Raw genomic sequence first — 11,689 nt, 5'->3', positions numbered from 1 at the left:
CTTCCTATCGTCGCCCGCCGGGGGCCCGCTGCCGAGCGGGCTCCCCGGCGGGCTTCGCGCTACTCAGTCGAGCCCGAACAGGCGCGCGGCGTTGCCATGGAAGAAGCGCTCCAGGGCGTGTCCGCTCAAGCCCAGGCGCTGGGCGTCCTCGATGCTCTGGCGAATGGGCCTGAAGGTGTAGGAGGAGCCGAACAGCAACTGGTCGGCGAGGAAGCCGTTGGCGGCCTGCACGTAGGCTTCGCTGCCGGGCAGGAACAGGTACATGTCCGGTACCAGGTGGACGTTCTCGTAGCGGAACGCCAGGCCGATGGCCTGCTGCACGTTGGGCCAGAAGCCGTGGTAGACGACGATCCGCAGGTCGGGGAAGGCCCGGGCCACTGCCGCCAGGCGGCCGGGGTCGTTGTAGGCCGGGTCGGGTGTGGTCGGCCCGCTCATCAGGAACAACGGGATGGCGCGCTTCTGCAGGTGCTCGTAGATCGGCCAGTACAGCGCGTCGTCCGGGTGTCGGGCCGGTTCGCCGAAACCGGGCTCCAGGTCGATGCCGGCCAGGCCCAAGTCGTCGATCGCATGGTCGATCTCCGCGAGCGCGCCTTCCACGCCCTGCAGCGCCGGGTCCACCGAGCCGATGCCGAGCAATTGCGCGTGGCCGTCGACGATGGCGTGGATCCGCTCGTTGGGCAGGTGTTGCGCCGGCGTGTGCCGGCCGACCACCACGGCCTTGTGCAGGCCGGCGTCGCGCACCTCGGCGAGGAAGCCTTCCTGGGTCAGCGAGCGCTCGAAGTGGGCGTCGTCGCCGCGGGTGCCGACGCGCCGGTTCAGCCAGCGCGCCGTGGCGTGCTCGGCCGAGCCGGGCACGGCGCCGAAGAACGGATGCAGGAAGGCCGGGCGGCAGCGCATGTCGATGATCTTCATGCGCCGTGCTCCTGTTTCCGGTCGCCGCGGGAGAGGCTTGGCTGGCGGTTGTCGCTGGAAGAGGGTGGGGCGCGGAAAGCGTCCAGACTCATGTTGCTGTCCTCGTTGGCATCGGTTGGCGCCGTTCACCTGGCAGGGAAGGGGGCCATGGGAGGTGTTCCCGAAATAAGCGGTGATGCCCCGAGGCAATCCCTGTGCCACTGGCATACCTCAGTGATTTCGGGGGTTGTGGCTTTCTGCCAGGCTTTTACTGTTGTTCTTCCAACTGTTCTGTTGGGGCGCTGTCGGCGGGCCAACAGTTGGCCCGGCCTGCCGCAAGTGATTTCAGAACGGGTGGGCGACGGCCTTGAGGAAGATGCCGATCGAGAGCCCTGAGGCTGGCAGGTGAGTCTTCAGAGGCGAATGAAGAAATTTAATCTCAGGTGTTGCCAGCCTTGTCCCATTAGTCCATAATCCCGGCCATCGAAAGCGCAGGGCGATGAAAACTCTGTGTAATCAATAGGTTAGAGCTTGAAAGAAAGCCAAGCCGAACAGAATTGCAGCGAACCGCAGCGCGGTTTGCCAGGTTCAAAGGCTGAGTAGCAGAGTGGTTATGCAGCGGATTGCAAATCCGTGAACGCCGGTTCGATTCCGACCTCAGCCTCCAACAGAAAAGCCCCGTAGATCAAGGTCTACGGGGCTTTTTCTTTGCCCGCTGTAAGCCCGGCGATTTCCACTATTTCAGAATCATTTCCACTATCCGCGCGTCAACGTGTCGGGCTGCCGGCGATGCGTCGGTATGCGAAAGAGGGCGACAAAAGGCCCGGACGGAGCCGGGCGAGGAGGGTGGCGTACTTGCCAGGGAGGTCAGGGGGGGGATTGCGAATTACAGGGAAAGTAGATATGAGTTCATCGTTGGAACCCGCCGAAATATCGCCAGGTAAGGCACCAAAATGAAATCGCCGTATACCCCGCCGCTTAGCAGCATCAAAGGATTGCCAGCCGCTCATGAGAGTCGTCCACTGTGGAAGGTTTTTTGGCTGATCTACCTTCCAGGGTTTCTACTCACGCTGTTCCTGTCGCACCTCCTCAAGGAGGGATTCTGGATGGCATGGGTCGCCTATCAAGTTTATGTAGCGAAGGCATCCCTTATTCAGATGGGGTTTGCCTTGCACCCTGGTCTTCTCTTGTCGTCCCTGATGCTCAGAGCAGCTCCATTCGCTGTTTTCTTTCCATGGATAATTAAGATCGCCTGGCGGTGCTCTAGAAATACCAGTAGGGAGATCTTTGGATATTCGGCGAGGGCTGCGGTGATACTTGGATTGCTCCTTGTCGCAGGGCGCTTTGTCTACGAGGCCAGTAGCATCATTCGGATCATCTTCCCGTAGCGTTCTGTGTGTCTTGCTGCTGGCTGGACTAGGGGATCGGTTCCTACTGATTAATCGCGAATGCAGTCGAAGCTGCGGGCCCCCGTGTCGCAATCGTTGCCACGGCCGTTCGAGCCGAGTTGCCCCTAAACCTTGGCGTCGTAGTGATAGAACAGACTGCCGCTGGCACGGTACGCCTCATCGCGTCACGACCAGTAGGGAGAAGCAGAAATGAAACGGCCGTACTCGATGGTGCGGCCTTGTCTGGGCATCGCTGTCTTCCCATGTCGCAAAAGCCGCACAGGGAATCCTGCTTCAAGAGTCAGCGCTGGGTGAAATGATCCGCTACCTGGGATCGATGCAGAAAATCAGGCCACTGGAGAGAACACGGCTTCGTCTCCTCGGAGCAGGCGTGCTGCCCTTGCGGCGCACACGAAAAAGCCCCGTGGGTTCGCACCCACGGGGCTTCGGCATTCCAGTGCGGCGCTGGATTTACTTCTTGCCGCCGAGGGCGCCGCCCGCCGCGCCGCCCAGGCCGGCGCCGATGGCCGCGCCGGTGCTGCCGCCGAGCTTGTTGCCGATGAGCGAGCCACCGGCGGCGCCCAGGCCGCCACCGATGGCGGCCTTGGTCTTCCTGCCTTTCTTGGCGGTGGCCGCGCTACCTGCCGCGCCGCCGACGCCGGCGCCGATCGCGGCACCGGTGCTGCCGCCCAGTTGCTGGCCGACGACGTTGCCCAGGGCGCCACCCAGGCCACCGCCGACGGCTGCCTGGGTACCGCCGCCGGCCATGGCGGCTTGGGCGAAGAGCAGGCTCAGGGCCAGGGCGGGGAGTGCTTTGCGCATATTGCTAACCTCGAGGGATGAAGGGCGGCAGGCTTGCCGCCCGGGATGGTCGATGGAGCGTCCGGATCGCAGGGCGATCCGCAATGTGAATTCGCTGGCGGTGTCAGACCGGCCGTAGCCGTTCCGGTTCCCGGGGCGGCGGAATTCTACCGGGCCCGGCGCTGCGCCGCTCGTTTCCTTGCCTGCCGCTGAATGCCGGATGCCATCCATGGTTCGCCGTGGCATACTGGCACTTTGGAATTGCGCTGCTCAAGGATGAGAGATGTCGCGCTTCGAATGGCTCGTCGTGGCCGCCGCCTGTCTTTTCATCGTCTGCTATCTGGCGGCCTATCTGCTGCTCCCATACGAAAACATCGCGCCCGGCTGGCTGCCGCTGCGCTAGGCCGCGCCGTCTAGAGTGAAGGGAAAGCCCGATCGCGGAGGGGCCCGGTATGGCTGGCGTGAATCGGCGGTTGCTCTGGCACGGCTTGCTGCTGCTGTTGCTCGGGCTGCTCACCGGGCTGGTCGAGGCGCAGCTGAGCAATCCGCGCATGGCCCTGGCGGCCCACCTGGAGGGCATCCTCAATGGCCTGCTGTTGCTGGCGCTGGGGGCGATCTGGGATGAGGTGGCACTGTCGCGCAGGTGGCTGGGTGTCACTTTCTGCGCATTGCTCTACGGCGCCTATGCCAATTGGGCCTTTACGTTGCTCGCCGCGGTTTTCGGCACCGCGGCCATGTCGCCCGTCACCGCCGCTGGGCATAGCGGGGAGCCCTGGCAGGAGCTACTGGTGACCCTTGGTTTCGTCAGCGTCGGCCAGGCGATCATCGTCGCCATCGGACTGCTGCTCTGGGGATTGCGCGGCAGGGTGGCGCGCTGAGAAGGGCGAGTGGCTGGCCGTCGCGTCCCTGCTCGGCCGGCCATGTCCTCAGCAAGAGGGCCAGGCATATTGCCATTACGCGACAGCGAAATAAACATACATCCTCGATTGCATGTATGCGAATCGCTCATACCTTGAGCTGATGCAGGTTTTCACTCGAACGATGGATAGCGGAAAGGAAAAAGCCCCGCGGCGAGGCGAGGCTTCTTCGTACTACCGATGGGGGCTGGTCCGTCAGCCTTCATGCAGTATAGAAGCGTGATGTTGCTTTGATATTGCAGGCGGTCGAGCGATACGCTCTTTCGTCAGCCAGCCCGCAGGGCAGGGGCTGTCTGCGGGCTGGCCAGCATGGAAGGTGGCAGCGACCCGTCCAGGGTGGCGATCACGGTCGCTCCGTCGCGGGCCCGCAGCAGGTTGCGAACCACGCCGACGCGCTGGCGGCTCAGGGGCAGGCGGGTTTCCGTGCCGTCGATGCCGATGCTGGCTGAATAGGCGTCCCAGCGCAGGTTGCTGACCAGGCTGCGGCGCACCAGGTGGCTGCGATGGATGCGGATGAACTCCTCCGCGAACTCGATTTCCAGGGCCTTCAGGGTGGCGTCGAAATGGATGCGTCCCTTGGCGGTGAAGGCCGTCACATACTTTTCTTCCGCGCTGAAATGCGTGATGTCCTTGGTTTCGATGACGACCAGGGACCTGCCCACGCGGGTGGCAATACGTTGCCTCATCGGACCTCTCCTGTTTGGCGTTTCGTGATCCACTGAACGTCAAAGTCTTGTACCGATGATGGCTCTGTGCTGGCTTTTCGACGGTTATGTGATTGGGTTCACGCTGCTCGGCTGTCCAGGGAAGGTGGCGGAAGAAAAAGCGGCCGCATCCGGGGTAATGCGGCCCAAGACGGAGTCGGCTTCCCTTCCGCCCCGTGGGTGGGCAGCTTATGCGACAGGGGAGATGGCAAAAAGCCGGTAATTCCGACTAGTCCCTTGTGCAGGGCGCTCGGAAAGAAAGGAATCGGCTGTGCCATCAAGCGCTTACGCCCGTGGTCCCGGCTTTACCGCAACGAGTCGACTCGGTATAGTCTCGGCCCTTCCACATTGCCCGGTGGCCGCGCTCTTCCGGCCTCGGCAATGCCCGCCCGGCTCGGATGGTGAAATTGGTAGACACAGCGCACTTAAAATGCGCCGGCCTCACGGTCTTGCGGGTTCGAGTCCCGCTCCGAGCACCAGAATCCCCCCTCTGCATTCCCAGCTTCCCGATTCGGCAGCGTGACAATCGGCCGCGCCGCCGATGCTTGCCGCCGCGTCATCCGCCGGCTTGCGCACGGGGCCTGCGCTTGACCATTGGTCAGAATGCAACTCGCTGAAATCTTTGAGAAATATTGTTGTCCTAGGGTGCTCGCACTTTGTCATGAGGACCTGACGTGCAACGTGCAGCCCGCAACATCCGCAAGGTGCTGGACTCGGTAGCCAGCAACAACGAAGCCACTGCCATCGAAGTGATGCGCGCCGTGGAGCAAGTGCCCGACGAACTGCTGCGCCAGCGGTTGCTCAAGGCCATCCACCACCTGAACCAGGATGCAGCCGAATTGCGCGCCCTGCGCGACGAGGTCACCGGCGCGGACATTCGCCTGGCCTGAGGTCGGGTAGCCGGGGGAGCCGGCCTGCTCCGGGGCTGTCCAGCCTCGCCCGTCGGGCGAGAAAGCCGGGGGAGGGGCCTGTGCGGGGTTTCCGAAAAGCCTGAATGACGGCGGCCTGCTGCCGCCTCAGCGATGACTCCACGTTAGCCAGCCGGCATGGCGCCTGCGCGGGGCCGCCTGCGGCTGCGCCTGGGGTGCCGGCGCCTCGTGGGAGTGGGCCTGGGCCTCGCTGTGCGAATGCAGCCGGGCCCGGCGCATGGGCACGCGCAGGAAGGCCCACAGGGTGACGCCCGCCAGCAGCAGCCAGCCGAAAATCATGAGTGTGACGAACGTGCCAGGATTCATGCTGAAACTCCTCGCCCCCACACGAAGGATAGACCACGCCGGCGCGCTTGCCGGTGGCTGTCAATGGAGTAGGGAATGGCTTGCCGGGTTCACATTGTTTCTGGTATCTGTATGTATGTACAGTATTCCGAGGATGCCCCGTCATGTCTCACACCGCTTTCCTTCCTGCCGCCGCCGATCCGTCGGCGTTCCTTCAGGCGCAGCCGCGGTCGCTGGATGACCTGCTCGAGCTGCACACCCCCCATACCTACATAGTCCGCGCACATGGCGACGGTATGACCGGCGCCGGCATCCACGACAACGACCTACTGGTGGTGGACCGCGCCTGCCTGGCCAGCTCCGGCGAGGTGGTGGTGGCCGCGGTGAACGGCGAGCCGCTGATCCGCCGCCTGGACATCATCGATGGCGGCTACGCGCTGCTGCCGGCCAACGACCGCTACCCGCCGATCCGCATCGGCGAGGGCGACGAGCTGGCGATCTGGGGCGTGGTGCGCTGGAACCTGCACCGCCTGGCCAGCTGAGCCACTAGCGGAAATCGCGGCTGGGCACGTCCAGGCCGCTGAGCAGGGGCGTCAGGTCGACCAGTTGCTCGGCGATCACGTGGCGCACGCCGCTCTCGCTTTCCAGCCGGCCGCGCACCTGCAGCAGTTGCGCTTGCAGGAAGACGCGGCGCTGGCGCTCGGCCAGGTCGCGCCAGACCACCACGTTGACCAGGCCGAACTCGTCTTCCAGGGTGACGAAGGTAACGCCGCTGGCGGTCTGCGGCCGCTGCCGGCCGATGACCAGCCCGGCGACGCTGACCGGCCGGCCGTGCTCCAGGCCGGGCAACTCGCGGGAGCTGCGGCAGCGCAGCGCCTTCAACTGGCCGCGCAGCAGGTTCAGCGGGTGCGGGCCGAGGGTGGTGCCCAGGCTGGCGTAGTCTGTGAGCATTTCTTCGCCCAGGCTGGGCAGCGGCAGGCTCACCGCGGTCTCCGCCATCACATCCTGGCCGGCGAACAGCGGTAGCTGCGGCTCCACCCCGGCCACGGCCCAGCGCGCCCGGTGGCGGTGCCCGGCCAGGCCGCGCAGGGCGCCGGCGTCGGCCAGGCGTTCGCGGGCCGCGGCGTCCAGGCCGGCCCGGTAGCTGAGGTCCTCGACGCTTTCGAAGGCCCGTCGCCCGCGGGCCTGGACGATGCGCAGGGCCAGCTCCTCGCGGAAGCCGCGGACCATGCGCAGCCCCAGGCGGATCGCCGGTTGCGCCTCGCCCTTGTCCTCCAGGCCGCAGTCCCAGTGGCTGTAGCGCACGTCCACCGGGCGCACCTCGACGCCGTGGCGGCGGGCATCCTGCAGGACCTGGTCGGGGCTGTAGAAGCCCATCGGCCAACTGTTGACCAGGGCGCAGGCGAAGGCTGCCGGCTCGTGGCATTTCAGCCAGCTGCTGGCGTAGGTGAGCAGGGCGAAACTGGCGGCGTGGGACTCGGGGAAGCCATAGCTGCCGAAGCCTTTGATCTGTTCGAAGATGCGCGCGGCGAATTCGGCGGTATAGCCATTCTTCAACATGCCTGCGGTCAGGCGCAGGCGGTGTTTTTCCAGGCCGCCGTGGCGTTTCCAGGCGGCCATGGAGCGGCGCAGGTCGTCGGCTTCGCCGGCGGTGTAGTCGGCGGCCACCACCGCGACCTCCATGACCTGTTCCTGGAACAGCGGCACGCCCAGGGTGCGCCGGAACACCTGTTCCAGGGCCGGCGAGGGATAGGTGATCGGCTCCTCTCCATTACGCCGTCGCAGGTAGGGGTGGACCATGTCGCCCTGTATCGGACCCGGGCGGACGATGGCGACCTCGATCACCAGGTCGTAGAAGGTCTTCGGCCGCAGCCGCGGCAGCATGGCCATCTGTGCGCGGGACTCGATCTGGAACACGCCTATGGCGTCGGCGCGGCTGATCATTTCGTAGGTGGCCGCGTCTTCCGGGGGGATGTTGGCAATGCTCATTGGCGTGCCGCGCAGTCTATGCACCAGGTCGAAACAGCGGCGCAGGGCACTGAGCATCCCGAGGGCGAGTACGTCGACCTTGAGCAGCTTCACTGCGTCGATATCGTCCTTGTCCCACTGGATCACGGTGCGCTCGGGCATGGACGCGTTCTCGACCGGGACCAGGCTGGTCAATGGCTGCTCGGAAATGACGAAGCCGCCGGGATGTTGCGACAGGTGGCGGGGAAAGCCGATCAGCTCGGCGGTGAGCGCCAGCACCCTGCGCATGACCGGGCTCTGTGGATCGAAGCCCGCTTCGCGCAGTTGCTCTTCGGGTGGCGTTTGCTCGCTCCAGCGCCCGCAGCATCCGGCCAGGGCGTCCACCTGGTCGGGCGGCAAGCCCAGGGCCTTGGCTATGTCGCGCATGGCGCCTGCGCCGCGGTAGCTGCTGACCACGGCGGTCAGGGCTGCACGCTGGCGGCCATAGCGACGGAAGACGTACTGGATGACCTCTTCGCGCCGCTCGTGCTCGAAGTCGACGTCGATGTCCGGCGGCTCGTTGCGTTCGCGGGAGATGAAGCGGCCGAAAAGCAGCTTGCTGCGCGATGGGTCCAGTTCGGTGATGCCCAGGGCGAAGCACACCGCGGAGTTGGCGGCCGAGCCACGCCCCTGGCAGAGAATGCCCTGGCTGCGGGCGAACTGGACGATGTCGTGGACCGTGAGGAAGTAGTTCTCGTACTCCAGTTCGGCGATCAGCAGCAGTTCCTTGCCGATGCGCTTGAGCACCTTCTTCCGCGCCCCCTCAGGCCAGCGCCTGCGGATGCCGGCATAGGTCATCTGGCACAGCCAGGACTTCGGCGTGTGCCCCTCGGGCACCAGTTCGCGGGGATACTGGTAGCGCAGTTGTTCGAAATCGAAACTGCAGCGCCCCGCGATCCGCAACGTCTCCTCCAGCAACGGCGGTGGATACAGCCCGGCCAACACTTCCCGCGGGCGCAGGTGGCGTTCGCCGTTGGGAAACAGATAGGCGCCGGCTTCGCTGACCGGCAGGTGCTGACGGATGGCCGTCATGCAGTCCTGCAGGGCGCGGCGGCCGCGGCTGTGCATGTGCACGTCGCCGCAGGCCACGGCGGCGATGCCATGGCGGGCGGCCTGGGCCAGCAGGGCTTGCAGGCGGGCGCTGTCATCCGCGCCGCGGTGCAGCTCGACGCCTAGCCAGAGGCGTTGCGGGAAGCGTTCGCGCAGCCAGGTTCCGTCGGTATCCGTTGGCGCGTCGGGCAGCCAGATCGCCAACAGGCCATCCAGCTCGGTTTCCAGGTCTTCGCGCAACAGGCGGTAGCTGCCCTTTTCGGCCCGGCGCCGGGCGTGGGTGATGAGCCGGCAGAGGTTCTGGTAGCCGGCGAGGTTCTCGGCCAGCAGCACCAGCTTGGGGCCGGCCTCGATGCGTACTTCGCTGCCGACGATCAGCGCCAGCTTGCATTCCTTCGCCGCCTGCCAGGCGCGGACGATGCCGGCCAGGCTGCATTCGTCGGTGATCGCCAGGGCGCGGTAGCCCAGACGCGCGGCGCGTTCGAAGAGTTCCCCGGCGCTGGAGGCGCCGCGCTGGAAACTGAAGTTCGACAGGCAGTGCAGCTCGGCGTAGGCGGGAGTCATGCGAACCAGCCGTGGATCAGCCACGGCCCCTCGCTGCCGACCTCGCGGTAGACCCAGGCCTGCTGGCCGGCGCGGGTCTGCACCCGGTAGTAGTCGCGGCGCAGGTCGGCGCCGTCCCACCAGCCGGACTCGATGCGTTCCGGCCCGGCGAGCACCCTGGGCAGGCTTTCGCGCAGCGCCTGTGGCTGCAACAGCAGCCACCCGGGGCGCGGCCCGCAGGGCGGCAAGGGCAGGGCGCGCGGGCTTTCCCAGGGTTGCCAGGCCTGCTCCGGGCGGTGCTCGGCGAGGGCGCCCAGGCCATGCACGGCCTCGTCGCCGAGGCGCGCGCGCAGGCGTTCGCGCAACTGCTCCCAGGGCTGCGTCTGCTGGGGGCGCTCGTCGAACAGCTGGCGCCGTTCGGGGGCGAAGGGTGGCAGGTCGTCGGCCTGCAGGCGCACGGCGTGTACCGCGGCGGGCAACTGCAAATGTTCCAGGCGGCCGCGGCTCAGCTCGAAGAGCATGGCCGGCTCGCGTTCGGCGCTGAGCAGGCCGACCGGCATGCAGGTGTCACCGCGGCCGTGGTGCTCCAGGTACAGCTCGAAGCGCTGCACGCCGCTGTCGCGCCCGGCGAGGAAGGCGGCGAGGTCGCCGGTCAGGCGGCGCAGGGGGAAGAGCAGGGCCTGGGTCGATTCGACGTCGAAGTTCAGCTCGATGCGGCTTTCGAAGCGCTCCGGCGGCCGGTAGAAGTCCAGGGCCAGCGGCCGCTGGCCGAGCAGGCTGTCGACCTGCCGCAGCAGTTCCGCCGGAAAGCGCCGGGCCAGGCCATCGCGGGGCAGGGCGAGCAGTTGCTGCAGGCTGCGCAGGCCCATGCGCGCCAGGCTGGCCACGCTTTCCCGGGGCAGCCCGCAGCGCTCCAGGGGCAGACGGCCGAGGGCGCTGCGTAGGGCTTGCGGCCGTTCCACCAGCAGGCCGTCGCCGACGTTGACCAGTACCCGCGCGGCGGCGGGATTGGGCGCCACGCCGATGCGGTGGCTGAAGCCCAGGGCCCGCAGTTCCTCGCGCAGGCGGGCCTCGAAGCGCGGCCAGGGGCCGAACAGCGCCAGGCTGGAGGCGACCTCCAGCAGCAGCGCGCGCGGGTAATGCTGGCTGACCTGGGAGCTGAAGCCGTAGGCCCAGGCGGCGAGCAGGTCCTGGCTGCGCTGGATGGCCGCCTGGTCGTACTCGGCGCAGTCGAAATCGCGGCACAGGGCGCGCGCCGCGGTCAGCGACAGGCCGGGGCGCAGGCCGAGCCGGCGGGCCGCCGGGTTGACCGCCTGCAGCACGCGCCGCTGCGGCGGGCCGGCGAGCAGGGCGAGGGGCGCCTCGGGATCGCTGCGCTGGCGCAGGGCGGCGTCCATGGCCAGTTGTGGCAAGAGAATGCAGGCCCAGAGCATGGCGACCTCAGTTCAGGGCAGCCAGCGGCAGGGGGCTGGCCGGGGCGAGGCCGCCACGGCACTTGAGCACCCGCAGCTGTGCCGGGCGGGCTTCGAGGGCCAGGCGCAGGGCTGCCGGCGAGGGGTTGAGCGCCTCGCGCAGCGGGCGAAAGGCGAAGGCCAGCGTCTGGCCGCTTTCCGCCGCCACCTGCAGGCGGCGCAGGGCGCGGTCGTCGGCCTGCTGCGGCCAGCACAGCACGGCGCCGCAGCAACCCGAACGCAGGCATTGCTCGGTCGCCCAGAGCGCATCGCGGCCACTGGCCTCGACCCACACCAGGTGTTGCAAGTCGACGCCGGCCGCCAGCCAGGCGCGGGGGTAGGGAATGTGCGGCGGCGCCACCAGCACCACGCGCTCGCCGGCGCGGCTCAAGCGCGCCAGGGTCGGCCAGAGCAGCTGCAGCTCACCAATGCCCTCGGCGCCATGGAGGATCTCGCTCAGCGCCGACTCCGGCCAGCCGCCGCCGGGCAGCAGGGCGTCCAGACGGGCGTGGCCGGTGGGCTGGGCCGCGCTGGGCGCGGTGCCGGCCTGGCCTTTCCAGACGCGTCGCTGGTCGAGCAGCGCGCCCAGGTCTACGGCGAGGCCCATGGTCGGCACCGGTGGTGGGGAAGGCAGAAGCGACGCAAGATGGAATCCTAGAGTGCTGTATGTAAATACAGTATCCGGTCTCGTCCCTATCCGGTCAATACGGCCGGATCGCTCCG

General features: G+C 67.0%; 10 protein-coding genes and 2 tRNA genes. 5 read left to right on the top strand and 7 right to left on the bottom strand.

Annotated elements, in window-relative coordinates; translation table 11 throughout:
- Positions 1-63: 63 nt before the first annotated feature.
- On the bottom strand, positions 64-912 hold the full coding sequence (locus QSJ95_RS20065; protein ID WP_285644813.1) for an amidohydrolase family protein: 849 nt from the start codon (positions 910-912) through the stop codon (positions 64-66).
- Positions 913-1,484: 572 nt separating this feature from the next.
- Between QSJ95_RS20065 and QSJ95_RS20060 the strand changes: the two genes are divergently transcribed.
- Positions 1,485-1,558 (top strand) — tRNA-Cys (locus QSJ95_RS20060).
- A gap of 1,192 nt (positions 1,559-2,750) precedes the next feature.
- Here QSJ95_RS20060 and QSJ95_RS20055 read toward each other — a convergent pair.
- On the bottom strand, positions 2,751-3,101 hold the full coding sequence (locus QSJ95_RS20055; RefSeq protein WP_009619928.1) for a hypothetical protein: 351 nt from the start codon (positions 3,099-3,101) through the stop codon (positions 2,751-2,753).
- Positions 3,102-3,532: 431 nt separating this feature from the next.
- Here QSJ95_RS20055 and QSJ95_RS20050 point away from each other — a divergent pair, with 431 nt between their 5' ends.
- Positions 3,533-3,958: a styrene oxide isomerase gene (locus tag QSJ95_RS20050; RefSeq protein WP_069865485.1), complete on the top strand. Its 426-nt coding sequence runs from the start codon at positions 3,533-3,535 to the stop codon at positions 3,956-3,958.
- Between the two features lie 305 nt (positions 3,959-4,263).
- Here the strand turns inward: QSJ95_RS20050 and QSJ95_RS20045 are convergent, their stop codons facing one another.
- Entirely contained in the window at positions 4,264-4,683 is a 420-nt protein-coding gene (locus QSJ95_RS20045) for a LytR/AlgR family response regulator transcription factor (protein WP_052267801.1), read from the bottom strand.
- Positions 4,684-5,093: 410 nt separating this feature from the next.
- Here QSJ95_RS20045 and QSJ95_RS20040 point away from each other — a divergent pair.
- Together QSJ95_RS20040 and QSJ95_RS20035 are read left to right on the top strand one after the other, a co-directional pair.
- Positions 5,094-5,180: transfer RNA gene (locus QSJ95_RS20040), tRNA-Leu, on the top strand.
- A gap of 195 nt (positions 5,181-5,375) precedes the next feature.
- Positions 5,376-5,591, top strand: a complete 216-nt coding sequence (locus QSJ95_RS20035) for a hypothetical protein (RefSeq protein WP_009619935.1) — start codon at positions 5,376-5,378, stop codon at positions 5,589-5,591.
- A gap of 126 nt (positions 5,592-5,717) precedes the next feature.
- Here the strand turns inward: QSJ95_RS20035 and QSJ95_RS20030 are convergent, their stop codons facing one another.
- A complete protein-coding gene (locus QSJ95_RS20030) occupies positions 5,718-5,936 on the bottom strand; it encodes a hypothetical protein (protein WP_285644809.1) in 219 nt (72 codons plus the stop codon).
- A 143-nt stretch (positions 5,937-6,079) separates the two neighbouring features.
- On the opposite strand from QSJ95_RS20030, the gene QSJ95_RS20025 reads away from it, so the two are divergent.
- Positions 6,080-6,457: a LexA family protein gene (locus QSJ95_RS20025; RefSeq protein WP_064582945.1), complete on the top strand. Its 378-nt coding sequence runs from the start codon at positions 6,080-6,082 to the stop codon at positions 6,455-6,457.
- Positions 6,458-6,461: 4 nt separating this feature from the next.
- Here the strand turns inward: QSJ95_RS20025 and QSJ95_RS20020 are convergent, their stop codons facing one another.
- Genes QSJ95_RS20020 through imuA form a run of 3 tightly spaced genes read right to left on the bottom strand, consistent with a single transcriptional unit; the run spans position 6,462 to position 11,573 of the window.
- Entirely contained in the window at positions 6,462-9,536 is a 3,075-nt protein-coding gene (locus QSJ95_RS20020; RefSeq protein ID WP_285644806.1) for an error-prone DNA polymerase, read from the bottom strand.
- Positions 9,533-10,948 carry a Y-family DNA polymerase gene (locus tag QSJ95_RS20015; RefSeq protein WP_069865481.1) on the bottom strand — a complete coding sequence of 472 codons (1,416 nt, stop codon included), beginning with the start codon at positions 10,946-10,948 and terminating at the stop codon, positions 9,533-9,535. The genes QSJ95_RS20020 and QSJ95_RS20015 overlap by 4 nt, the downstream gene beginning before the upstream one ends.
- 7 nt (positions 10,949-10,955) lie before the next feature.
- Entirely contained in the window at positions 10,956-11,573 is a 618-nt protein-coding gene (imuA, locus tag QSJ95_RS20010; RefSeq protein WP_064582950.1) for a translesion DNA synthesis-associated protein ImuA, read from the bottom strand.
- Between the last annotated feature and the right edge of the window lie 116 nt (positions 11,574-11,689).

Source organism: Pseudomonas sp. NBRC 100443 (assembly GCF_030268185.1).
Lineage (GTDB): Bacteria > Pseudomonadota > Gammaproteobacteria > Pseudomonadales > Pseudomonadaceae > Pseudomonas > Pseudomonas citronellolis.
This window is presented reverse-complemented; position numbering and strand designations above follow the sequence as displayed.

Coding starts and splice junctions, on each gene's coding strand:
- QSJ95_RS20055 (WP_009619928.1), bottom strand. CDS start 3,101: ATGCGCAAAGCACTCCCCGCCCTGGCCCTGAGCCTGCTCTTCGCCCAA.
- QSJ95_RS20025 (WP_064582945.1), top strand. CDS start 6,080: ATGTCTCACACCGCTTTCCTTCCTGCCGCCGCCGATCCGTCGGCGTTC.
- QSJ95_RS20015 (WP_069865481.1), bottom strand. CDS start 10,948: ATGCTCTGGGCCTGCATTCTCTTGCCACAACTGGCCATGGACGCCGCC.
- QSJ95_RS20050 (WP_069865485.1), top strand. CDS start 3,533: ATGGCTGGCGTGAATCGGCGGTTGCTCTGGCACGGCTTGCTGCTGCTG.
- QSJ95_RS20030 (WP_285644809.1), bottom strand. CDS start 5,936: ATGAATCCTGGCACGTTCGTCACACTCATGATTTTCGGCTGGCTGCTG.
- imuA (WP_064582950.1), bottom strand. CDS start 11,573: ATGGGCCTCGCCGTAGACCTGGGCGCGCTGCTCGACCAGCGACGCGTC.
- QSJ95_RS20045 (WP_052267801.1), bottom strand. CDS start 4,683: ATGAGGCAACGTATTGCCACCCGCGTGGGCAGGTCCCTGGTCGTCATC.
- QSJ95_RS20020 (WP_285644806.1), bottom strand. CDS start 9,536: ATGACTCCCGCCTACGCCGAGCTGCACTGCCTGTCGAACTTCAGTTTC.
- QSJ95_RS20065 (WP_285644813.1), bottom strand. CDS start 912: ATGAAGATCATCGACATGCGCTGCCGCCCGGCCTTCCTGCATCCGTTC.